The organism is uncultured Planococcus sp. (genome assembly GCF_947501725.1).
GTDB lineage: Bacteria > Bacillota > Bacilli > Bacillales_A > Planococcaceae > Planococcus > Planococcus donghaensis_C.
The window spans coordinates 184461-207014 of the sequence record NZ_CANMXD010000004.1 but is presented as its reverse complement, the minus strand read 5'-3'; the positions used below and the strand labels follow the sequence as shown (position 1 = coordinate 207014).

At 45.0% G+C, this 22554-nt stretch carries 22 protein-coding genes; 17 read left to right on the top strand and 5 right to left on the bottom strand.

All coding sequences use genetic code 11. From position 1 onward, the window contains the following. Positions 1 to 46 precede the first annotated feature (46 nt). The 5 genes from Q0785_RS07620 to Q0785_RS07600 all read left to right on the top strand — a co-directional run bounded on the left by Q0785_RS07620 (position 47) and on the right by Q0785_RS07600 (position 9417). Positions 47 to 1954: an ATP-dependent DNA helicase gene (locus Q0785_RS07620; RefSeq protein WP_298827978.1), complete on the top strand. Its 1908-nt coding sequence runs from the start codon at positions 47 to 49 to the stop codon at positions 1952 to 1954. Positions 1955 to 2007: 53 nt separating this feature from the next. Then, positions 2008 to 3513, top strand: a complete 1506-nt coding sequence (locus Q0785_RS07615) for a carboxypeptidase M32 (protein ID WP_298827976.1) — start codon at positions 2008 to 2010, stop codon at positions 3511 to 3513. Positions 3514 to 4046: 533 nt separating this feature from the next. Then, the gene (locus tag Q0785_RS07610; RefSeq protein WP_298827973.1) at positions 4047 to 4805 is read left to right on the top strand and encodes a glucose 1-dehydrogenase; all 759 of its coding nucleotides are present in this window, start codon (positions 4047 to 4049) and stop codon (positions 4803 to 4805) included. A 97-nt stretch (positions 4806 to 4902) separates the two neighbouring features. Next, positions 4903 to 8484, top strand: coding sequence for a dynamin family protein (locus tag Q0785_RS07605; protein WP_298827970.1), 3582 nt, complete (start codon positions 4903 to 4905; stop codon positions 8482 to 8484). A 3-nt stretch (positions 8485 to 8487) separates the two neighbouring features. Further along, entirely contained in the window at positions 8488 to 9417 is a 930-nt protein-coding gene (locus Q0785_RS07600) for a sulfurtransferase (RefSeq protein ID WP_298827966.1), read from the top strand. A 43-nt stretch (positions 9418 to 9460) separates the two neighbouring features. Here the strand turns inward: Q0785_RS07600 and Q0785_RS07595 are convergent, their stop codons facing one another. Next, the gene (locus tag Q0785_RS07595) at positions 9461 to 10771 is read right to left on the bottom strand and encodes a hemolysin family protein (protein ID WP_298827963.1); all 1311 of its coding nucleotides are present in this window, start codon (positions 10769 to 10771) and stop codon (positions 9461 to 9463) included. 170 nt (positions 10772 to 10941) lie between these two features. Between Q0785_RS07595 and Q0785_RS07590 the strand changes: the two genes are divergently transcribed. The 6 genes from Q0785_RS07590 (at position 10942) to Q0785_RS07565 (ending at position 16332) form a co-directional block, all read left to right on the top strand. Further along, entirely contained in the window at positions 10942 to 12519 is a 1578-nt protein-coding gene (locus Q0785_RS07590) for an amidohydrolase (protein WP_298827958.1), read from the top strand. Next, the gene (locus Q0785_RS07585; RefSeq protein WP_298827955.1) at positions 12519 to 13268 is read left to right on the top strand and encodes an SDR family NAD(P)-dependent oxidoreductase; all 750 of its coding nucleotides are present in this window, start codon (positions 12519 to 12521) and stop codon (positions 13266 to 13268) included. Before Q0785_RS07590 ends, Q0785_RS07585 begins: the two co-directional genes overlap by 1 nt. Further along, positions 13265 to 13474: a hypothetical protein gene (locus Q0785_RS07580; RefSeq protein WP_298827952.1), complete on the top strand. Its 210-nt coding sequence runs from the start codon at positions 13265 to 13267 to the stop codon at positions 13472 to 13474. Before Q0785_RS07585 ends, Q0785_RS07580 begins: the two co-directional genes overlap by 4 nt. A gap of 293 nt (positions 13475 to 13767) precedes the next feature. Continuing rightward, positions 13768 to 14406, top strand: coding sequence for a pyridoxamine 5'-phosphate oxidase family protein (locus Q0785_RS07575; protein WP_298827949.1), 639 nt, complete (start codon positions 13768 to 13770; stop codon positions 14404 to 14406). A 120-nt stretch (positions 14407 to 14526) separates the two neighbouring features. Further along, the gene (locus Q0785_RS07570; protein WP_298827946.1) at positions 14527 to 14985 is read left to right on the top strand and encodes an SRPBCC family protein; all 459 of its coding nucleotides are present in this window, start codon (positions 14527 to 14529) and stop codon (positions 14983 to 14985) included. Positions 14986 to 15021: 36 nt separating this feature from the next. Continuing rightward, entirely contained in the window at positions 15022 to 16332 is a 1311-nt protein-coding gene (locus tag Q0785_RS07565; protein ID WP_298827943.1) for a hypothetical protein, read from the top strand. Between the two features lie 104 nt (positions 16333 to 16436). Here Q0785_RS07565 and Q0785_RS07560 read toward each other — a convergent pair whose 3' ends face one another. Further along, positions 16437 to 17006: a biotin transporter BioY gene (locus tag Q0785_RS07560; protein WP_298827932.1), complete on the bottom strand. Its 570-nt coding sequence runs from the start codon at positions 17004 to 17006 to the stop codon at positions 16437 to 16439. 191 nt (positions 17007 to 17197) lie between these two features. On the opposite strand from Q0785_RS07560, the gene Q0785_RS07555 reads away from it, so the two are divergent. After that, complete coding sequence (locus tag Q0785_RS07555; protein WP_298827927.1) at positions 17198 to 17515, top strand: hypothetical protein; 318 nt, start codon at positions 17198 to 17200, stop codon at positions 17513 to 17515. 100 nt (positions 17516 to 17615) lie between these two features. Next, positions 17616 to 18632 carry a potassium channel family protein gene (locus tag Q0785_RS07550; protein ID WP_298827924.1) on the top strand — a complete coding sequence of 339 codons (1017 nt, stop codon included), beginning with the start codon at positions 17616 to 17618 and terminating at the stop codon, positions 18630 to 18632. A gap of 258 nt (positions 18633 to 18890) precedes the next feature. Here the strand turns inward: Q0785_RS07550 and Q0785_RS07545 are convergent, their stop codons facing one another. The 3 genes from Q0785_RS07545 to Q0785_RS07535 form a co-directional block, all read right to left on the bottom strand. Then, positions 18891 to 19034 (bottom strand): hypothetical protein, encoded by a 144-nt coding sequence (locus Q0785_RS07545; protein WP_298827922.1) that lies wholly within the window; start codon positions 19032 to 19034, stop codon positions 18891 to 18893. 290 nt (positions 19035 to 19324) lie between these two features. Then, positions 19325 to 19465 carry a hypothetical protein gene (locus tag Q0785_RS07540; protein ID WP_223632685.1) on the bottom strand — a complete coding sequence of 47 codons (141 nt, stop codon included), beginning with the start codon at positions 19463 to 19465 and terminating at the stop codon, positions 19325 to 19327. 45 nt (positions 19466 to 19510) lie between these two features. Beyond that, on the bottom strand, positions 19511 to 19828 hold the full coding sequence (locus Q0785_RS07535) for a hypothetical protein (RefSeq protein ID WP_298827916.1): 318 nt from the start codon (positions 19826 to 19828) through the stop codon (positions 19511 to 19513). A 241-nt stretch (positions 19829 to 20069) separates the two neighbouring features. Here Q0785_RS07535 and Q0785_RS07530 point away from each other — a divergent pair, with 241 nt between their 5' ends. The 4 genes from Q0785_RS07530 to Q0785_RS20370 all read left to right on the top strand — a co-directional run bounded on the left by Q0785_RS07530 (position 20070) and on the right by Q0785_RS20370 (position 22545). Continuing rightward, positions 20070 to 21167 (top strand): hypothetical protein, encoded by a 1098-nt coding sequence (locus Q0785_RS07530; protein ID WP_298827913.1) that lies wholly within the window; start codon positions 20070 to 20072, stop codon positions 21165 to 21167. Positions 21168 to 21266: 99 nt separating this feature from the next. Then, on the top strand, positions 21267 to 22016 hold the full coding sequence (locus Q0785_RS07525; protein WP_298827910.1) for a class I SAM-dependent methyltransferase: 750 nt from the start codon (positions 21267 to 21269) through the stop codon (positions 22014 to 22016). Positions 22017 to 22048: 32 nt separating this feature from the next. Further along, a complete protein-coding gene (locus tag Q0785_RS07520) occupies positions 22049 to 22390 on the top strand; it encodes an ASCH domain-containing protein (RefSeq protein WP_298827907.1) in 342 nt (113 codons plus the stop codon). After that, positions 22354 to 22545 carry a nucleotidyltransferase family protein gene (locus Q0785_RS20370; protein ID WP_366522830.1) on the top strand — a complete coding sequence of 64 codons (192 nt, stop codon included), beginning with the start codon at positions 22354 to 22356 and terminating at the stop codon, positions 22543 to 22545. Before Q0785_RS07520 ends, Q0785_RS20370 begins: the two co-directional genes overlap by 37 nt. Positions 22546 to 22554: the final 9 nt, after the last annotated feature.

The window sequence follows — 22554 nt, the reverse complement described above, 5'->3', positions numbered from 1 at the left end:
GAGACGGAAGGGCAGCAGCTCTTCCGTTTCTCTGTGAGGAGAGTTTATGAGACAGCCACTACCATTTCCTTTAACGAAGGACAAAACTTTCTTTGAATCACTCAATGACTGGATCGGCGATATCTTCTACGACGAGTTACCTGAAAAAGGCTATGATCTTCGCGATGAACAAATTTTCATGTCTTTCCAAATCGAACAGGCATTGAAAGAAAAAGCGGTGCTTTTTGCAGAAGCAGGCGTTGGGACAGGAAAAACCATGGCTTATCTGCTACCAGCCATCGCCTATGCCCGTTATACCGGCAAGCCGGCGCTTATTTCGTGCGCGGATGAAACCCTGATCGAGCAATTGGTGAAAAAAGGCGGGGATGTCGACCGCCTGAATGACTTGTTTGACTTGAACCTGGATGTCCGCCTAGCGAAATCCCGCGACCAGTATTTATGCCTCCAGCGCCTGGAAGGTGCTAAAAAACGCAGCGATGCTGATTTTTTGGACGATATCGAATACAGCCTGCCGGAATTCGTCAATAAAACCTATTCCATGCAAAACACTTATCCATACGGTGAACGCTCAAGTTATCCGGAAGTCACGGATGAAGAGTGGCAGCAAGTCAACTACCACCCGATCCAGAACTGCAATGCCTGTGAACTGCGCAATAAATGCGGACAGACCATCCACCGCAACCATTATCGCCAGGCGACGGATCTGGTCATTTGCTCACATGACTTTCTAATGGAGCATATTTGGACAAAAGAAACACGCAAACGTGAAGGGCAGACACCTTTGCTTCCTGAATTCTCCCAAATCGTATTGGATGAAGGCCATCTGTTGGAATTTTCCGCACAGCGTGCATTGACTTATGAAGTACAGGAAAGCACGCTTCAAGACGTGACGGAAAGTATTCTTTCCGATGGCATGCGCGAAAAAACCTTGAACATGATTGAGGAGACAATCGATCTGCACAACGAATTTTTCCGTCTGCTGCGCATCCATACCGTCGAAAGCATCGAAGACCGCAAAGCGATCACCAAAGCTCCGGAATTGGTCAAAGTCGGCAAAATACTGATTCGCCACATCGATTTGATGATGGAGGAATTCGTCTTTGAAGGCGAGCTGTTCACCATTCCGGAATACGAACTGCGTCTGGCGGAAGAGTATTTTGAGCAATACACCTTCTCGATGCGTTTATTTGTCGAAGAAGGCGACGCTGTAACGTGGCTGGAAATAAAAGATGAAATCGAGACGCTGGTCATCATGCCGCGCCTTGTAACTGATATTTTGGATGAAAAACTGTTTGACGGAAAAATTCCGATCATTTTTTCTTCTGCTACATTATCGATCCAAAAAGATTTCACTTACCTATCGGATAGTCTTGGAATCGACAAATACCAATCGTTTTCTGTACCATCTCCATTCGACTATGAAGATGTTATGAAAATCTTCAAGCATCCGCTTGAACAAGAGCAGAAATTCGAACGGGTCTATGACCTGTTCAGTACAGGTGATCAGTCGCTGGTATTGTTTACTTCGAAAATGGAAATGGATAACTTCAAGAAATCTCTGCCTTTGGACCATCAATACACCATTGAATTCGAAGGGGACCGTGAGCTGTCGACGGTCGTCAAGGAGTTCCAGGAAGGCAAGTTCCAGATTCTATGTTCCTATCATCTATGGGAAGGTTTGGATCTGCCCGGTGAAGCATTGACGAAAGTCATCATCGTCGATCTGCCATTTCCACCGAAAGATCCTGTTTTTGATGCCAAGCGCAAATTCAGCAATAATCCGCTGGAAGAAATCGATTTGCCCTTCATGCAGCTTCGCATCCAGCAGGGAATTGGACGTCTGATCCGGACCTCCAAGGATTATGGGGAAATCCATTTGCTGCTGAATGAAGATGAGTTGCGTGTGGAACATCTATGGGAAACAATCCTGCCGGTACCTGCTGAAAACTTTTAAGCTGCTGGTGTCCTTGTGATACAATAGTCTCATCAACCATTGGAGGGATTTTTGTGTCACTCGAAAAACAGTTTACTGATCATTTCAGCAAGATTAAGGGCTATGAAGAAGCAATCGCGTTATTGTACTGGGATTTACGGACAGGTGCTCCCAAAAAAGGAGTGGAACTTCGCTCTGAAAGCATCGGTACCTTATCGGCGGAAGTATTCAATCTATCGACATCGGATGAATTCGGCGAATTGCTGACTTCTTTGGAAGCGGATCAGGCAACGCTGGATCCTTTTATCCGCCGTTCTGTAGAAGAAGCCCGGAAAGAATACGATTTGAGCAAAAAGGTCCCTCCCGCAGAATACAAAGAATTCATCATTTTGAAATCGAAAGCGGAATCGATATGGGAAACCGCTAAAGAAGCTTCGGACTTTTCGTTATTCCTTCCTTATCTGGAGGACTTGGTCAGCAGTACGAAGAAAATGATCGGCTATTGGGGCGAAAAAAATGGCAGTCCTTATAATACCTTGCTCGATCAGTACGAACCGGGCATGACCACTGAAGTTCTGGATGAAGTGTTCGGCAAGCTGCGTGAACGCATCGTTCCCTTGGTGCAAAAAATTGCAGCTTCACCGAACAAGCCGGAAACGGCATTTCTCTACGACCATTTCCCGAAACAGGCGCAGCAGGATTTCAGCCGCCAGATGCTGGACCAGCTGGGCTATGATTTCGAAGCAGGCAGACTGGATGAAACGGTTCACCCCTTTATGATCTCGATCAACCGCCAGGATATCCGCGTTACGACCAAATACGATGAAGGCGATTTCCGCAATGCCGTCTTCGGCACAATCCATGAAGGCGGACATGCCATGTATGAACAGAATTTGGGCGATGCCTTGGCTGGATTACCGATCGAAACGGGCGCATCTATGGGAATCCATGAATCCCAGTCCTTATTTTGCGAGAACTTTATCGGCCGCAACGAACATTTCTGGCAGAAAAACTTCAGTCTTTTGAAGGAATACGCTCCCAAGCAGTTTGCGGATGTTGAATTAGCGGATTATGTGCGCGCAATCAATGAATCCAAACCGTCGTTGATCCGCATTGAAGCGGATGAACTGTCGTACGCATTGCATATCATGGTCCGTTATGAGCTCGAAAAAGGATTATTTGATGGAGATATACAGGTCCGTGATTTGCCGCAGCTATGGAACGACAAATACGAAGAGTACCTAGGCGTCCGGCCTTCGAATGACGCGGAAGGCGTGCTGCAGGATGTCCACTGGGCAGGCGCGAGCTTCGGCTACTTCCCATCATACGCACTGGGCTATATGTATGCGGCCCAGTTCAAGGATGCCATGTTGAAGGATTTGCCGAATTTCGATGAGCTATTGGCGGAGCGGGACATCACGCCGATCCGTGAATGGTTGAGCAAAAATGTCCATCATCATGGGGCGTTTAAAAAACCATTGGAAATTCTCAAGGAAGTCACGGGAGAAGGACTGAATCCGGATCACTTAGCTGATTACCTGGAAGAGAAATATTCGAAGATCTACCAATTGGATAATTGACCAAAGAGCCGCCGTGAATTTTCACGGCGGCTCTAGTTGTAGAAATAAGTTACCCAAATTGACTAGCGGTGCATATCCCTCAACTGGTCCCGACACTTCGCGTTCCGAGGGCTCAGCTTCAGCCGTAACTGAAAATCATGCTCCTACATTGCTGCACTAATTTCACACCTTTACTGCTTTCACAGGAGTCTCTGTGATCAGTCAGATTCTGAGAGTGTAGCTACGATTAAAGGGAATAGCCCGCTAGTCAGTTCCAGGAAAAAATAGTCTCAACAATTCTGTAATCCTCCGCTCAAGAATCCGGAGCGCAAGGCGGCGACTCCTGCGGGATAGCGAAGTGTCGAAATCCACTCGGGCGCCAGTCCGAGTTAGTTCGGCGTGAGTCCGCGGAAAGCGTCTGCCTGGAGCGTAGGATTCTATATAAGTGCGATGATATGTATGTTCATTCTTTAAATGATATCAATGTTTTTTGTCTTATTTTATAAGACAAAAAGCGAATTGTTTGATTATAATAAAAGCGGAGGCGATAAACGATGTTGAAATCATTCAGTTTGGAAGGCAAGACAGCGATTGTGACAGGCGCCGGGAAAGGAATCGGCAAAGCGATCGCCATGGCGCTTGCAGAAGCGGGAGCCAATGTCATGCTGGTAGCGCGGACCGAAGCCGACTTGAAACAGACCCGGAAAGAAATCGGCAATGACCGTACATCCTATGTGCTTGCGGACATCACAAAGCGCAGCGACATTCTGGCTGCAATTGAAAGAACGATGCAGCGATTCGGGGCAATTGATATTCTCGTCAATAATGCCGGGATGAATATCCGCTCCTCCTTGTCGGAGGCAACCGATGCGGAATGGCATCAGATTATGGACACTAACGCACAGAGTGTCTTCATGTTTTCACAGGAAGCCGTCAAAAAGATGGACAGCGGCAGTTCCATCATCAATATCAGCTCAGTCGGAGGCGATCGTGCGTTGAAGACCGGTGTGGTTTATGCGGCGTCCAAAGCTGCAATCATCCAGATGACCAAAGTCATGGCGATGGAATGGGGCCCGAAGAATATCCGTGTCAATGCAATCGGACCGTGGTATTTTAAAACGCCTTTAACGGAAAAGATCTTAAGCGATCCGGAATACCTGGATTCGATCCTGGCAGTAACTCCGATGAAGCGGGTCGGAGAGTTGCCGGAAGTGGCGTCACCGGTCGTATTTCTAGCTTCGGATGCAGCAAGTTATATTACCGGCCAGACGCTTTTCGTCGATGGCGGCATGTCCATCCATGGATTTTCATAAGAAAGTGAACATCCTTCCTGATTTCGGGAAGGATGTTTTTCGTTCTGTCGTAAAAATGATATGATAGAGAGCAGTAAGCGGAGAAGGAGATTTCTAAATGACAGTTCTGGATCATAAGAAAGAATTACTTGAAACGGCGCATCTCTACAAGATCTTCAGAGACAACGAAGATACAGAGCGTGAAGCGAAAGCCCATTTATTTGCGAAGAAAATCCTGAAGAATAATTTCATCATCGGCTTTGCCGGCCATTTTTCATCCGGTAAGTCGTCCATGATCAACGCGTTGACAGGCGAGACTTTATTGCCGTCCAGCCCGATTCCGACGAGCGCCAATATCGTCAATGTCCAGAAAGCGGATAAAGACTTCGCCATCGTCAATATGCGAAACGAGAAGCCTGTCTATTTTCCCGAGAATTACGATTTTAATGCTGTTAAGGAATTCTGCAAAAGCGGGGATGTCACACAGATCGACATCGGCCATCAGGCTTCTGTCCTGCCAAAAGGCATCACTGTAATGGATACGCCTGGCGTCGATTCCACCGATGACGCTCACCGGCTGTCGACAGAATCGGCTCTGCATGTGGCGGACATGGTCTTTTACGTCATGGACTACAACCATGTGCAGTCCGAATTGAATTTCAATTTCACAAAAGAACTGCAGAAATACACCGAGCTGTACTTGATCGTCAATCAAATCGATAAGCATCAAAGCAGCGAAATGAGCTTTGCGGATTTCCAGCAAACTGTACATGATTCGTTTGCGGCGTGGGGAGTTGTTCCAAAAGGCATCTTCTTTACATCTTTGAAGGACTTCACTTTCCCTGGCAATGATTTCGAACAGGTCAAAGAATTGGTGTCATCGACCATGCAGGACTGGAAAGGCCATATCGGCGAAGCTTCGGATTTGGCCCTGGATCAATTGAAGGATGAACACATCAAGTTTTTGGAAGATGAGAAAGCGGAGCGTCTGCAGGCATTTTCCGAAGTTCTTGATCCGGAAGAATGGGAAATGCGCGAAGACTTGAAAAAGGAAAATGCATTGGTGTCACGCAGAATGTCTGTACAGGATTTCGAAAACTGGCAGGCCAAATTCGAGAAGAGCCGCAAGGAACTATTGGAAAACTCGAATATCATGCCCTATGAGCTGCGTAGCGCGTTGACCAGCTACTTGGAGTCGGTCCAACCGAATTTCAAAGTAGGTATGCTGTTCAGCGGCAAAAAGACAGAAGAAGAACGGCAGAAAAGAAAACAGGAAGTGGATGAGCGGCTGGAGTCGACCGTTTCTTCCCAAATCACCAACCACCTGAAGAAATTGATGAAAGCTTCTTTGAAGGATGCTGGATTATTGACCGACAGTGAATCCCTGGCGATCGATGATATGGTCTTTGATGTGCCGTTTTCTGTAGTCGAAGATCAAACTCCGACAGGCGCTTCCACGACTGGAGATGCTGTGCTGAATTTTGCCAACAGCATCTCTACAGCTGTCCAGCGCTGGTTTATCCGCGAAACGGACGGCTGGAAAAAAGCGCAGGAAGAAAAGTTTGAAGGCCTGTCGGATGATGTCAGCACGGAAATCGACATGAAAGCACAAAATCTGTCCAAAAAAGTACTGGCGATCCAGACGCTTGAAGAAATGGACAGCAAAATCGATAAAGTGAAAAAATCCTATTCGGCGATGCTGCCGAAGCAAAAAACAGCCGCTGAGGAAAGAGTGGATCAATGGCTGGAAGAGTTTGAAGTTTCCATTGAAGAGATGACGGAATTCGATCCGGCGATGCTTGAAAAAGATGACCAGCAACAGATCGAACAGGAACAGCAGGCTGAAGTGCTTGAAGTGGCTGCATTCGATGAAAAAGCTGTACTTGAACGTGCCAACCGCACCGCAGAAGTGATCAACCCGATCAAAGGCTTTGCCGAAACCGCAGCTTATTTGAAACGGAAAGCCGGCCGCCTGGAAGGGCAGGAATTCACCATCGCATTATTCGGTGCATTCAGTGCCGGGAAATCATCATTTTCAAATGCCTTGATGGGTGAAACTGTCCTGCCGGTATCACCGAATCCGACGACGGCAACCATCAACCGGATCCGTCCGGTCACGGAAAAGCATCCACATGAAACCGCGGATGTGCGTTTGAAGACCCGTGCCCAGATGACGGAAGATGTCAAAAACTCCTTCCATGTCCTAGGGATTGAAGTGACGTCTTTGGAAGATGCCTATGCCAAGTCGCTGAAATTGCCGGAGGATACGCCAACTGAGCAGCAGGTCCATAAATCGTTCATCATCGCCTTCAATAAAGGCTATGAAGGCTTCAAGGACCGTTTGGGTGAAACCATCCGGACAGACCGTGAAGAATTCGGTTTGTATGTAGCGAAAGAAGAAAAAAGCTGTTTTGTCGATGAAATCGACTTTTATTATGATTGTGAACTGACGCGCAATGGCGTAACGCTGGTCGATACGCCGGGAGCGGATTCCATCAATGCGCGGCATACCAATGTCGCCTTCGAATATATTCGCAACGCTGATGCCATCCTGTTCATCACTTATTACAACCATGCATTTGCGCGGGCGGACCGGGAATTCCTGATCCAGCTCGGGCGGGTCAAAGATGCTTTTGAAATGGATAAAATGTTCTTTGTCGTCAATGCCATCGATTTGGCCAATGACGAGCAGGAAAAAGATGCGGTCGTCACGTATGTGAAAGACGAGCTGCAGCGCTTCGGCATCCGCTTCCCCCGGTTGTTCGGAGTTTCCAGCCTTTTGGCACTGCGTGACCGGGAGCATTCCGGCATGCCGCAGTTCGAGGAAGCGTTCCAGCACTTCTTGAAGGAAGAGCTGAAAGGCATGGCCGTCCAGTCACTGGCAGAGGAAGAACAGAAAACGGTGGATCGTTTCCGAAGCCTGATCGAACATACGGAAAAGAACCTGATGCGAAAAGACGAACGGCTGGAAGAACTCAAGCATCTTGAGCAGCAGTTGCGCATCCTGTTCGGTGCATCGATCGCCAAACTATTGGAGCGCGAAGCCCTGCAGGAATTGGATGAATTGCTGTATTACGTCAATCAGCGGGTTTTCTACCGCTTCAACGACTTTTTCAAAGAAGCATTCAACCCGTCGGTCTTTTCAAACAAATCGGCGCAGCAAGCCTTGGATACCGCGTTGCAGGACATAAACGAAATGACCGGTTTTGATTTCCAGCAGGAATTGCGTGTCACCAATTTCCGCCTTGGCCAGTTTATCGAAAAGAAACTGGAATTGCGCTTTAAGGAAGACACGGCCAAGCTGAAAGAACTGAATCCGGACTTTTCATTTACACCGTATGAAGTCCAGGAAGCAGGTTCGTTGGATATCCCTAAACCGTTTACGGATGCCGATTATTCATCGGTCAAATCGTATTATAAGAACAATAAGAGCTTCTTTGAAAAAAATGAAAAAGAAAAGCTGCGTGATGCACTGCAATCCATGATGGAACCGGATGCTTTGCGTTATCTGGAAAAAGAGAAAAAAGAACTCGGCAACTGGGCGGAATTTTGGATCGAGCAGGAAGCGGAAGGCTTGCGCCAGCATATTCTCCGCCAAGCTGTCGACCAGATCGACTCGGAGCGTACTTTGCTTCAGCAATCTGAAAGATTGTCACAATGGAAAGAGCTGTATTCAAATTTGATGGACGGAAGGGTGTAGACGATGTCTGTGTTTATAGAAACAACCGATACCGAAAACCATAAATGGATAGATGCACGATTTGATTTGAAGGATCCGTCAGCAGGCCACAAGATGTACAAAGAAGAGCATGTTGCTGGTGCTGTCTTCTGGGATCTGGAAAAAGACTTGTCGGATATGTCAGCGACTGAAGGACGGCATCCGATGCCTTCGAATGAGCAATTGACTGAATTGATCCGTTCAAGCGGCTTGAACAAGAACGATTCGATCGTCATTTACGACCAAGGCGGTTCTCCTTTTGCGGCACGTGCCTGGTGGCTGCTGAAATATGCAGGATTCGACGAGGTCCATATCAGCCAAAAAGGCTTTCATGAGCTGAAAGAGCAGGGGATTGCAGTTTCTGCTGAAGTGCCGAACCCTCAACGCACAGACCTTGAACCGGATTTCGTTAGTGAAATCTTCGCTGATCAGGCCTACGTGAAAAATGTCATCAGCGGCGACGAATTGGGGGTTCTGGTTGATGCACGTTCTGCAGTGCGTTATGCAGGACTTGAAGAGCCGATCGATCCTGTTGCAGGACGGATTCCAGGAGCGCGAAATCTGGACTGGGCACAATTCGTTTCTCAGGGTGAGTTCCAGTTAAGTGAAGACATCAGCCATATCGTACAGAAGCATGAACCGGCTGTCGTCTATTGTGGCAGCGGCGTAACGGCAGCGGCACTTTATGCCATCTTGGCTGAAAAAGGCTATGACCAGCTGAGACTTTATATGGGCAGTTTCTCGGACTGGATTACAGACGCAGAAAACGTCGTGGAATTTGACCGCGGCGAACATCCGGAAGCAGCGGATGATGAAACCAAAGCGATATTGGCGAAATTGATCGAAGAAGGCTATTCAGGCGAGATGCTGATGAAAAAGTTCGAATACGAAAAATCATTATTGGAAGAAAAATAAAAAAATCCCCGACAACAATATCTGTTGTCGGGGATTTTCCTGGTTATTCGATTCGCTCTGCAGTGCGCGTTAAGAGTACCCGGATAATCTGATGATTTTCCATTTCGCGTACGGTGATGGTATGGGTGGGCAATTCAACCGACTCGCCTTCACTGATATCTGTATTCTTCAACTGGATCCAGCCGCCGATGGTATCGACATCTTCACTGTCATCAAACTCGATGGCGAAACGATCTTCCAGATCAGACAAGAGCACGCGGCCGTTCAATAAATAATTATTGATGTCGACGGCTTTGATCTCGTCGCGCTCGTCTTCGTCAAACTCATCGCGGATTTCCCCGACGATTTCCTCCAAAATATCTTCCATCGTGATGACGCCGGCAGTTCCGCCATATTCATCGACGACAATCGCCATGTGGACATGCTCTTTCTGCATTTTCAGCAACACGTCCTGTATCGGAGCCATGTCATGCACAAAAGGAATATCGTGGATGACGATGCTATCGTTCAAATCTTGTTTATAGGTGTAATTGGTCAGCATTTCCTTAACGTTGACAAAGCCGATAATATCATCTTTGTCACCATGTTCGGTTACCGGATAACGGGTGTACTGGTGGTCACGCACAATCTCCATCAAATCGTCATGGCTCATCTCAAGTGAAATGGTCTCCATTTGTGTCCGCGGCAGCATGACATCTTTTGCCAGCCGTTCATCGAAAGAAAAAATATTCTGCATATACGATAGTTCCGTTTGATTGATTTCACCGCTGTTGTAACTTTGTGTCATGATGATCTTCAACTCTTCTTCCGAATGGGCATGCTCGTGCTCAGACGGCTCAATGCCGAAGGCCCGCAGCAGCAAACGTGCTGATCCATTCAACACCCAGATGAATGGCAAAAGAATGACGCCAAACAGATAGAGCGGGCGGGCGAGGACAAGGGCCATTTTCTCTGCATACTGAATTGCCAGAGTTTTAGGGGCCAATTCGCCGATCACCACGTGCAAAAAAGTAATGACGGTAAATGCGATGATAAAGGAAAAGATCGACGCAGTCGGTTCTTCTATTCCAAAGTTTTCAAAAACCGGATGCAGGATCCGTTCGACAGTCGGTTCACCCAGCCAACCAAGGCCAAGCGCCGTCACTGTAATTCCCAATTGGCAAGCGGATAAATAATAATCCAGATTGCTGGTGATTTTCTTTGTCAAGATGGCGTTTTTATTGCCTTCTGATACAAGTTGATCAATGCGGGACATCCTGACACGGATAATTGAAAATTCCGATCCAACAAATAAAGCGGTCAGCCCGATTAAAAGAGCGACCAAAAACAAATTGAGAATGAGTATACTGTCCAATTCGTCCCTCCGATTGGGAGGGTTCACCTCTGCTTTCTATAAGTAAAAACAGTATACCATATTTAGGTATGCTTTTGCTTTGCGGGTGAATCATTGAAAAATTCAAACCAAACGTATTGAATGCCACGGCGAATAAACTTATGATGAGAAGAGAGAAAAGGAGTGGTTAGATGAAAGTGCTATGGCATGGGGGAACAATTTATACAATGCAAGCTGAAGGCGCTACTGCAGAAGCAGTATTGGTGTCGGATGATCATATAGAGAAAGTCGGTACGTATGAGGAGTTAAAGCAATGGGCTGACAAGGAAATCGATCTGCAGGGAAAAAGCATGTACCCGGGATTTGTCGATAGCCATATGCACATGATCGGCCACGGCGAAAAGCTGATGCGTGTCGATTTATCGAAAATCGAGAGCTCAGAAGAAATGCGGGAGCAATTGATCGAGTCCACCAAAGGATTGAGCAAGGAAGAGTGGTTTATCGGAGAAGGCTGGAACGAAAATAATTTTGCAGACCGTAAAATTTTCCACCGCCACGAACTTGATGAAATCAGCGAATCACCGATGTTGCTGAAACGGGTATGCCGTCATGCGATTTTGGCCAATTCCAGTGCTTTGGCACTTGCGGGCATCACAAAAGACACCCAAGATCCTGAAGGCGGTGTAATTGTACGTGATGCTGACGGAGAGCCGACCGGCTATCTGTTGGACGCTGCACAAGATCTTGTCGCCAACCAGGTTCCGGAGGTCAGCGTTGAATATTTGACGCGTGCCCTGCAAAAGTCAGTAGACAATTTACTGTCGCTTGGTTTGACGGGTGCACATACAGAAGATATGGGCTATTATGGCCATTATTCAAGGCCTTTGCAGGCATTCAAGAATGTCATCGGCGATGAGGTGAAATTCCGTGCGCATCTGCTTAGAGCACATAGCGCATTTGAAGACATGATGGAAAACGCGACATACGCTGAACCGTTCGTCGATCCGGGCCCGATGAAAATCTTTTCGGACGGATCAATCGGCGGCCGCACAGCATTGCTGAGCAAACCGTATAACGATGACCCATCAACAATCGGCGTCGCGATCCAATCAGATGAGGAGTTCAAGCGCTTGGTCTCTATAGCACGCAAACATGGGGAAGCTGTAGCTATACATGTCATTGGTGATTTGGGACTGGAAATGGCATTGGATGCTATTGAAGCCCATCCGGTGCCTGCAGGCAAACGTGACCGCCTCATTCACGCAATGGTGGTTCGTGAAGATTTGGTGGAGCGCATGAAGAAGATTGATGTAGCGTTGGATCTCCAGCCGAGCTTTGTGACATCTGATTTCCCTTGGGTTGTGGAGCGTCTGGGTGAGAGTCGGTTGGAATGGGCATATGCCTGGAAAAAGCTGCTCGACCATGGCTTGATTTGTGCTGGAGGATCGGATGCGCCGATCGAAGAGGTCGATCCGTGCCTCGGCATCTATGCGGCAGTAACACGCAGAAAGCCATATGAAACCCATAAAGGTTTTCAGCCTGAAGAAAAACTGTCGCGTTTTGAAGCGATCCAGCTTTATACAAGCGGCAGTGCAGCAGCCATCGGCAAGGAAGCGGAACGCGGTGTGATCCGCGAAGGCTTTGATGCCGATTTCACGATTTTCGATCGGGACCTGTTCTCAGGAAATGAAGAACAGATTTTGGAAGCTCAACCTGTCATGACGGTTGTGGCTGGAGAAATCATGTATCAAAAAGGCGGGGAGGCGTAATGGCAAAAGAAGCATACATCATTACCGGAGCATCTAAGGGGATCGGTTTTGAATGGAGCCGCCAGCTTAGTGAAGCGGGGCATTTGGTCATCGGAATTGCACGCACCGAACCGGAAAATTGGCCAGGAGGGCATTTTCTGCCATTCGATCTGACCCATCTGGAAGCAATTGAAGAAATCGTAGCACAGGCTTTAAATCTGATTCCTGGAGAAACAGAAACGATTGTCTTGGTGAATAATGCGGGAACCATCGAACCGATTGGACTTGCCCACACCAATGACTCGGCACAGGTCAGCCAAAGCATCGTGCTCAACTTGACGGCGCCGATGCTGCTTTGCGGTGCTTTCATCCGGCAGCTGAAAAGCAACTCAGCCGAGAAGAAAATCGTCAATACTTCTTCAGGAGCGGGACGTAAAATCTATGAAGGCTGGAGCGCTTATTGTGCCGGAAAAGCGGGGCTCGATCATTTCAGTTCGTGCCTGGATGCGGAAAATGATGACGTGAAAGTGGTATCTGTGGCACCGGGAATCATCGATACCGCCATGCAGCAGAAAATTCGCCAAAGTGAAGCAGCCGATTTCCCGTTAGTCGAGAAATTCCTGGATTACAAAGAGAGCGGATTGCTCAGCAGTCCGGAAGAAACGGCTCGCCTATTGATGGAAATGACCCGACGAGCTGATTTTAAGGAGTTGCCGACCATTTTGGACATCCGTAATTTACCGGAGGCAGGAAAGGGGAGCTTGGAGTGAGTAAAACACCGGACAATATCCTGATGAAGCTGGCAGATGCCAACCAGGCGGGTATCGATATGGCAAGCCCGAAAGCCGTGGTCACTTTTTTATTGGCACAAGGCGAAAAAGAATCCATCCTGTTCTTCTATAAGCCCAACAGCGTCGAATTTGATTTCGACAAATTCAGCAGAGCCGTAGCGGAGATGAACGATTGTAAGAATTGAGCACATCATTCACTATTCGCAAATGTAATTAAGAAAAAATGAACGTCCGTAAAGTGCCAAAACACTTTACGGACGCTTTTTGTGTTTCAGCTCATGAGATAGTAGGAAGTTACCCAATAGAAAGAAAACTAAAAACACGGAATAGTTAGTGCAATATAATGTAAAATAGAGTTATAAAACACTAAAGTGAAAATCTATAGCCTAAAAACTACTGGTTCGCACACTATGGATAGCAGTTACACAATTAATGTACTGAATAAAAAGGGAATTTGAAACAAAGGGGATGGAGAACATTGAAACTGGAAAACACCTTTCCAAATACAATAAAGACAGTGGAAGAATTGAGGGAAATCACCGGAAAGCCGAGTGAACTCGTAAATAATAAAGTGATTTCATACTTGGATGAACATTGCAGAGGTTTTATTGCAAAATCATCCTTTCTAACGTTATCAACAGCTGATGAATTGGGATTTTGCGATGTTTCTCCTCGGGGCGACGCTGCCGGTTTTGTTTATGTATTGAACGATAAGCAGTTGATCATACCGGAAAGGCCCGGTAACAAACGGATGGATTCCATGCGGAATATCTTGTCGAATCCGAATATCGGTTTGATGTTCCTGATTCCGGGACTGGGTGAAACCCTTCGTATAAACGGAAAAGCCAGTGTAATCCACGACGAAGAACTGCTTGGGAAAATGGCGGTCAATGGAAAAAATCCTCTTCTTGGAATCGGCGTGGACGTGGAGGAATGCTTCATTCATTGTGCCAAGGCGTTTAAACGGTCGGAACTGTGGAATCCTGAAACATGGACGGATAAAGAAGAACTTCCAAAAGGTGCAAAGATTTTAGCGGCTCATGCGAAATTGCCGAATGTGGACGAAGAAGCGATTGGCAAACTTCTGGAGAAGAGCTACCGGGATACCCTCTATTAAAAGAGAGATGGCGAAGGAGTGATTTAAACTTCGATCATCGGATAGCGGATTTTAAAGAAAGCCTACTCAATTTTTAGTTGAGCTTTCTAAGTAAATAAGATAGGCGGAAAGAGGTCTAGTATGCCAATTATCACGCATGAAATTTATATCCAAGCACCGATTAGGGTTTGTTTTGATCTTGCCAGAAATGTTGAAATACATACCCGAACTACTGCTAAGACCAAGGAACGAGCTGTAGCAGGGGTGACTGAAGGGTTAATGGAACAAGGGGACAGTGTCACTTGGGAAGCCACTCATTTTGGCGTAAAGCAAAAGCTGACAGCTAAAATAATTGAAATGGAGAAACCTTATCAATTTATAGATGAAATGGTGAAAGGAGCATTCCATTCCTTTACCCATACGCATGAGTTTATAGAAAAAGACAACGGAACAATCATGAGAGACCGATTCGTTTATCGCTCCCCTTTAGGTTTTTTGGGGATAGTAGCAGATAAATTATTTTTAGAGGCGTATATGAGGAGTTTTATAGTGAATCGAGCAATTGAATTGAAGAAAATAGCCGAAGATCGGACAATATGAAGTTTATATTTCCATACATAATGGGAGGACGGTCAAATGAAAAGTCATCGTGCTCTATTGATTTCCATTGGTATTGTCGCTGTACTTTTCGTGGCAGTGATCACTTATGGGATTTTGAATGACGAGACTTCGTATAGTACTCACTCAGGTTTGGGTTCAAGTATTTCTCTATCGCCAGATGATGCGACTCTTGCATTTTCTTATTATGAAAATGGAAAGGAAGCTATTTATCTGGGGAGTCTGGAAGACGGGGAAGTGAGGAAAGTGACGGAACCGGCAGAACAGGACCACAGAATGCCTCAATTTTCACCGGTTGGCGAAGGGTTTCTGTATCTGGCGGCTAACAGTGTTGGCGTCCAGTCTCTGCATCACAAAACCGGGGAAACTGGTGAATCCATAAAATTGACCGGAACAGAAGTGCATGTGTCTGACGCTGCTTTTTCACCGGACGGCAGCACTATTTATTATATGGCGATTCCCGCCGAAGACTTTTTAAAGCCTGAAGGGGAGAAAGAAAATGGAGCCGACTTATTTTCAGTGAATGCCGAAGGCGGAGATTTTCTTAAGCTTACTGACAAAGACTCTTTTGCAATGGACGACTTAACGGTTTCAGGCGACGGAACAACGCTTTATTATACGGAGTTTGACGGTGTGCAACGGCTGATTGCCTATTCAATCGAAGAAGGGATGGAAAGCGCTTATTTGCCGCAGTACATCAGCAATGACCTTTACCATCCGGATTTTTTTAATGATGAAGGGCTGCTGGCTTATACAGCAGTATCGGAAGAATCCAAAAATAATGGCTCGCTATATGAATACGAACTTTTTTTGATGGAAACCTCATCGGGGGAAACGAAAAGACTGACGGACTTCAATGCTTCTGTCGCATCTCCAACTTTTTTCCATCATGAAAACCGCATCGCCTTTTTGATGCAGCCGAATTGGCCAAGTCAACCGGAGGACTATGAGGCAATGACCGTCGATTATAGCAGCGGGGAAACGTCATCTGTGAGTTTGGATTTTCCTGAACCGAATACTGAGTTCCGGCCATCCGCACTAGCACACTGGCTCGCAAACCCGATAACGGTTACAGGTCTTTATCTTCTGCTGTTCGGTTTGTTGACCGTCTACTGCCAGTCGGCATTGAAAAAAAGATATCTCCCGGTTAAGGTAAGTGCTGTTCTGACCGGCATCATATTGGCAGGCAGCTTTGCAGTCGCTGTTTTCGACCCGTGGCCGGCCATCGGTCTATTTGCTTTAGCTGCAGGACTGGCTGTCTGCACGGGAATCATCCTGGTTTTTGCCTATAGCTACCGGCGCTCAGAAAAAACGATGAATGAAATATAATTGCCGCATTCATAAAAAACTGTCGCCCCAAATGTAGGGCGACAGTTTTTTATGAGTTAAGTGGCTATGTAAAGCGAATGTCACTTGTAGAAGTTCTAGATTATTTATGGCGTAGTTTGAGTTTCACTATATAAAAGACTTGCGGATTTTAAGCGTTTTCTGACTGAGATTCCTATCCAGGCAGCAAGTGCGGCTTTGATGACACCCACTAAAAGGAATGGGAAAAATCCTCCCATAAAGGCACCTGTCCATGACAGGTTTGCGAATATTTTCAACCAGACAGTTCCGAAAGTCAAGGCAACAAACATGCCGATGACATTGGCAATAACTGCATGAGTAACTGTAAAGCCCGTCTTCTCAAGATAATACCCGATAATAAAGGCGGTTGGGATAAAACCAATTAAATATCCGCCGGTTGGTCCAAACAAGCTGCCTAAACCGCCTGACATTTGCGCAAATACCGGAATTCCTACTGCACCGATCCCTAAATAAACCAAAACAGACAATGTTCCGTACTTAGCCCCTAAAATAGTTGCAGCAAGTCCAATTGCTAATGTCTGGCCTGTAATCGGCACTAATGGCAATGGAATAGTTACTTGCGCTAAGACTCCAATAATGGCTGCAAATAATGCTGTAACAATCATCATTCTCAATTTCAAATTCGATTCCGACAAACCTGTACGCCTCCTTATGAGTTAACCTTTTTATTTTATTGGTTAACTCATATACTAGCGTAGTTGAGTAAAATATGTCAATAAGCTTTTTAAGGATAAAACAAGTGATGAATAAAAAACAGAAAAATCACTCTATGGTGTAATGGAATAGTATAAACTAATAAGAAACATAAAGCGATGGGAGGGTTATTATGAGTTGGATCAATGGTGTAATTCCATTCCTTTTGATTTGTATCTTTATATACGGTTTGATAAAACAGATTCAACAGTCTGTAATTTTGCAGAAAACAATTTCAGCTGCCGATTCCCTCAATAAAAGGCTGCTCATCGGAAATCATTTCTATACCTTTGTATTTGCAGGATTTGTTTTTCTTTTACTGATGAATGGTCTTGTTTATTTTGGGCTCATTCCTCAAACTCAAACGATCAGCAATGCTGTAAGCCTGTTGACTGTTTTGTTTCTGGTGCTGATGTTCATCGCGAAATTTGCAGTTATCCCTAAAAGTTAGTTTGGATTTCCTCTATCCATTAAAAGACTGTAGTTAAACTGCTTAATCGACTGCTGAAGGCAGTGGGAATCAGAAATGCATCAAGGTTGGAGGTTTTAGGATGTTCGAACTGATCAAGCGAATTGTAAAAATCAATCCGGGTAAATTGATCCTGTTTGCCAGTCTATTTTACATCGCCAGTGCATATATCATCTACATTATCGAGCCACAAACTTTTCCTAGCCCTTTTGCTGGTTTCTGGTGGGTGATGACGACGGTCACCACTGTAGGTTTTGGTGATTATTCTCCAACTACGGTTCCGGGAAGGATGTTTGGAATATTCCTCTATATATTCGGTATCGGACTCGTTGGTATCATACTTGGGAAAGTGGTGGATTTTTATACTTATTACGGGAGGCTTAAAATGGAAGGAAAACTGGCTTACAAAGGAAAAGATCATTTTTTGATAATCGGCTGGTCAAAAAGTGTACAGAAGACCATCGAAGAAATATTGCTTAGCAGAGATATCAAAACAGATGTTGTGTTGATTGACCATGTGAAAGAGGCGCCCTTTAAGCATGAGCGGTTTCACTATATCCGTGGTAACCCCACGAATACAAAAGTTTTGCAGGAAGCAAACATCGATAGGGCAAACTCAGTATCGATATTCGCTTCTGAAAATGATTACGAGGTCCAGGCAGACGGTAAAACATTGCTTATCGCATCCGCTATCGAGAGATATGCCGTTGATCAGAAGAGGAATATATATACCATCGTCGAAATCACACACGAAGATCATATCCGGATGTTCCAACATGCCGGAGTCAATGAATTTGTGCTGTCGAGTGAATCTTTCCCCCAGTTGATGACGAAGTCCATGCTACATCATGGGTCGAGCCGTTTATTTATGCAGCTCTTGAACCACACATATGGAGAAAACATATGGGAAATCAGCCCTGCTCCTTCTTGGCGCATATACAAAGATGCATTCGATGCGTTGAGTGAACAAGGTGCCAATTTGATTGCAGATGGACCTGACTTCAGCATTATTCGCAGAATGGGGGATCCTATATCTGAAGGTGCCCGGCTTTTTATCATCTGCGATCATGCAACCTATGAAAATTTGAAGATGCAATAAACTTGGATAATAACAAAAAAGGAAGGAAGAATCCCTTACAGGTGATTCTGTCCTTCCTTTTTCATAGGTTCAGTTCACTTCGTCTGTTACTTTGGAATTGTTGATTCTTTTAAATGAAGAAACCAAGTTTTGATTTTCCTGCAGCTTCTTTACTCTTACCGGTTTAAATGATGGAAGCTGTTTATGCATGAGAGACTCTGCAATCGTAGTAAACCAATAAATCAACACCATGAAAATAGATAGTGGCGGAAGAATCAACTAGTACTGGTTCGTCACAAAAACTTCCCTGGAAATCGCAATCATTCCTGACAGTTCATAAATTTCCGGCACCAAGCGGGGAGAATCAGACTGATACAGCGCTCCACCGGCAAAAATAGACAAAATACCCAAGTGCACGAACATTTGAAGCACCTGCACAATGTGCTGTACCCACATCAACAGCAATTTTGGCCAGATCTGTGGCTAGATGTGTTTGGCTAGAATCCAACTCAGGGAACCTCCCATTAACACTGAACTCAAGACGTATTCTTTTTTCAACGACTCATTTATCTCGTTTCCGATTGCGCTGGTCGTTACAGGCAACACGATCACTGTCATAATGAACTTTTCAAAGACAGCATTCCGTTCGATTTCATTCCGTTCCATAAACAGTTCAATGGCTGTGTAGAAAACGAAAAAAGGAATGAACATTGTCAGCAGGATAAAAGTGATGCCTTTGGGACTGAAATCCGATCGCAGATAGCACCGCCGAATAAAGCAGGCGTCACACTGATCAGGACGATTCCAATAACGCCGAATAGAAATTTCATGGAAATCTTTATTACTTTCTTCATTCCGACCTCTTATATTTTGGGATTAACCTGGTAAGTGCATTCAAGTCAAAAATACTCCCTGTAGATATAAAAGGTCAGTCCAATTACGATTAAGAGGTAAAGGACGGAACCGATGAAAATATATGATCTTCCTGCTGAATGGGCTTCCCGCTCCATCCGAATCCCCGTTTGCCCTTGAATGGACATGTCCAACTGGCGGCTGGCCATGCCTCCTTTAGATTTGAAAAAATAAATGAGGACCAATGCAAGTCCCGCAAAAGGGATAGCAATATCCAAAAAAGCCATTTGCAGAATAGCAGCTGCCACCCAATTGCCTAAAATCAACACAGCTAAAGTGATTAAAATAATCAGCCAATTTTTCATATATACCTCCAATTTGAATTTTTTGAAAAAAATGTTAATTTCTTTGTATTCTATACGTTAACATAGAAGATGGGTTTCAGAAAATGAAATATTCATAAATGAGAAGCTGAAAATACTATTTTTTATTTCCTTTATGTATAACCTGTAAGCGAAAAGATTTTTCCGTAATCTTCTGTTTAATAATGGTAAACTTGATTTATCGTATTTATCTGTCTACTTAAAACAGAAAGCAGGGACAATTGTGGATAATATAAAATTAGAAAAAGCCTTACAGCATGCTGGTATCAATTCAGCAGAATATCTCGGGGAAGGGGCGTGGCATTACGCATGGAAAGTATCGCGAGCTGGTATCGATTTAGTGTTGCGGATCCCGAAAGCTAGTGCCTATGGCAAGCAGGTCCCGTTCGATGAAGAGACTTTAAAAGCAGATTACGGGGGAACTGAACTTTATTACCGAACCGTCAATAAAGCAGTTGCTGGAGCAGCGCCATCATTTTTTCAATACCATGTGTCCCCAGAGCTTACGTATACACTCGAGTCTTTTGGAGGAGAAAAGATCGATTTACATAAACTCACCGATGGAGAAGCTTACCGGATAGGCCGGGAGATCGGATACATCCACCGTAAGACAGAAGAGATTCCCCATGGATTGGAAGGTTTCGGTTATCTGAAATGGTCACAAACTCAAGGGCTGCAAGGCAGTCTGTCAGGAAGTGCTGAAGCATTTCTTATAGAAGAAAGTGAAGAGCATTTAGCGGATTACCAAGCATTAAGTGCAGTCCTTCCTGAGTTCGAAGACAAAACGCTCGGCGAAGCGATCCGCATGTCCGTAGAACTTAGAAAACAAACATTCACAAAGACTTTGTTGGTCAATCAGGATGTCTCACCGGAGAATATCTTGATGAATGATAACCGGGTCGTTGTAATCGACCCTTTTCCAAGTGTTTACTATCCGCGAGGAATGGCTGGAAATTTTATGAATTTGTACGAAACTTTCTTTGTCGCTTTAGCGGATACAGATCGCTATAAACAACATGATTTTAGTGCAGTTGCACATATTTTGAGAATGATCGGAAATGGATTTTTAGAAGGCTATAGCGAAGGGGATGCACATATCGCCAATCAAGTAAGAGGAGAACAACTGCTGCAGCTTTTGGAAACAGCAAACATACACCATCAATTGCTGTCGGAAGACATGACCGAAGGAATTCGGATTCGCTATGGAACAAAGCAGCAGATAGAAAATCGCCTGATGCTGCTTTCCAAAGAGTTAAAAAGATTGGGGGCTTCTGAAGCTGGGAATCTAGCAAAATCAGTCCAATCAGCTTACCGCGAGTAAAACAGTAGTTGGTGAAGGGAAAGATTTACCGAAATGAAAGTCTTCCAGATCAAGTGAACCAACTGCACGAATACTATTGATTTGGATGGGGGCGACTATATGGATGAATTGGAGTATGCAAGGTTTTACGAAAAAACCGGAAAGGTAAACGGATGGGACTTCAGCCAATTGCAAGTTTCCGTCAATGGGACAGGATGGCAATTCAATGATGAAGTAATCAAAAGGTGCAATAAAACAAAAATCTTGTTGGACATCGGTACGGGGGGAGGAGAAAACCTGTTAGCACTTGCTCCTACCGTACTGCTGGCAGTTGGAATTGATTCATCAAATGGAATGATTGATTCGGCAAAAGAAAACCTGAAAAAAATGAAGTTAGCTAACCTGCGTTTTGTGAAGATGGATTCCGAGAATTTGTTTTTCCCTCCAGATTTCTTTGATGTCGTCACCTCTCGCCACGCTCCTTTCGATTCAAATGAAGTCGCTCGAGTGTTGAAAAGCGGCGGGGTATTTTTAACGCAGCAAGTGAGCGAAGACGATAAACTGAATATCAAAAATACCTTTGGACGCGGCCAGTCTTTTGGAGATGCTGATGGGGCATTGAAACGAAAATACATGAAGGAATTAAAAGCTGCCGGTTTTTCTGTAGTGCAGGCATTCGATTATGACGCCAAAGAATATTATCAACGGCCAGAAGATCTCCTGTTTCTACTCCAACACACACCAATCATTCTTGATTTCGGCAAAAAGATGAAAGACCTTCGCCTTTTCGATGAGTTCATCAAAAACAATCAAACAGCAAAAGGAATTTGCACAAATGCTAAACGGTTTTTGCTCATAGCAACTAAATAAGCACTTTCAAATTTTTCATAACGGAGGACATGATGAGACATACCATGGGGTTGGATAATGAATACTTCAGACTGATGAAAGAAGGAAAGAAAAGAATCGAGGTGCGGCTGAACGATGAAAAGCGTAGAAAAATTAAAGTTGGAGATACTATCAAGTTTAAAAAGCTTTCTGGACAAGATGAAGTGATGGAAGTTGAAGTTACCAATCTTACAACTTATTCAGGCTTTCAAGAAATGTATAAGCAAGTACCTTTTGTGGATATGGGTTGTGGAGGGTGGACAATGGACAGGATGATTAATGAAACGTTTGAAATCTATTCTAAAGAACAAGAAACACAATGGGGTGCATTGGCGATAGAGGTGAAATTGTTTTAGGGCAGTTGATTAGATTGACAAGGGAAAATAAAATCATTATTCCGGAGACCGCGACAGTCCTGGGAGTTCGACTGGACAGGCGTGATAACTTAATCTTATCGGCACCTCATGGGATTGACGATCCCACCAGTTTGGTCGTTAAACCAACTCCATAAGTTCACCGC

Coding starts and splice junctions, on each gene's coding strand:
- Q0785_RS07620 (WP_298827978.1), top strand. CDS start 47: ATGAGACAGCCACTACCATTTCCTTTAACGAAGGACAAAACTTTCTTT.
- Q0785_RS07610 (WP_298827973.1), top strand. CDS start 4,047: ATGTTGAAATCATTCAGTTTGGAAGGCAAGACAGCGATTGTGACAGGC.
- Q0785_RS07605 (WP_298827970.1), top strand. CDS start 4,903: ATGACAGTTCTGGATCATAAGAAAGAATTACTTGAAACGGCGCATCTC.
- Q0785_RS07600 (WP_298827966.1), top strand. CDS start 8,488: ATGTCTGTGTTTATAGAAACAACCGATACCGAAAACCATAAATGGATA.
- Q0785_RS07590 (WP_298827958.1), top strand. CDS start 10,942: ATGAAAGTGCTATGGCATGGGGGAACAATTTATACAATGCAAGCTGAA.
- Q0785_RS07585 (WP_298827955.1), top strand. CDS start 12,519: ATGGCAAAAGAAGCATACATCATTACCGGAGCATCTAAGGGGATCGGT.
- Q0785_RS07570 (WP_298827946.1), top strand. CDS start 14,527: ATGCCAATTATCACGCATGAAATTTATATCCAAGCACCGATTAGGGTT.
- Q0785_RS07565 (WP_298827943.1), top strand. CDS start 15,022: ATGAAAAGTCATCGTGCTCTATTGATTTCCATTGGTATTGTCGCTGTA.
- Q0785_RS07555 (WP_298827927.1), top strand. CDS start 17,198: ATGAGTTGGATCAATGGTGTAATTCCATTCCTTTTGATTTGTATCTTT.
- Q0785_RS07550 (WP_298827924.1), top strand. CDS start 17,616: ATGTTCGAACTGATCAAGCGAATTGTAAAAATCAATCCGGGTAAATTG.
- Q0785_RS07545 (WP_298827922.1), bottom strand. CDS start 19,034: ATGTTCGTGCACTTGGGTATTTTGTCTATTTTTGCCGGTGGAGCGCTG.
- Q0785_RS07540 (WP_223632685.1), bottom strand. CDS start 19,465: ATGAAGAAAGTAATAAAGATTTCCATGAAATTTCTATTCGGCGTTATT.
- Q0785_RS07535 (WP_298827916.1), bottom strand. CDS start 19,828: ATGAAAAATTGGCTGATTATTTTAATCACTTTAGCTGTGTTGATTTTA.
- Q0785_RS07525 (WP_298827910.1), top strand. CDS start 21,267: ATGGATGAATTGGAGTATGCAAGGTTTTACGAAAAAACCGGAAAGGTA.
- Q0785_RS07520 (WP_298827907.1), top strand. CDS start 22,049: ATGAGACATACCATGGGGTTGGATAATGAATACTTCAGACTGATGAAA.
- Q0785_RS20370 (WP_366522830.1), top strand. CDS start 22,354: ATGGGGTGCATTGGCGATAGAGGTGAAATTGTTTTAGGGCAGTTGATT.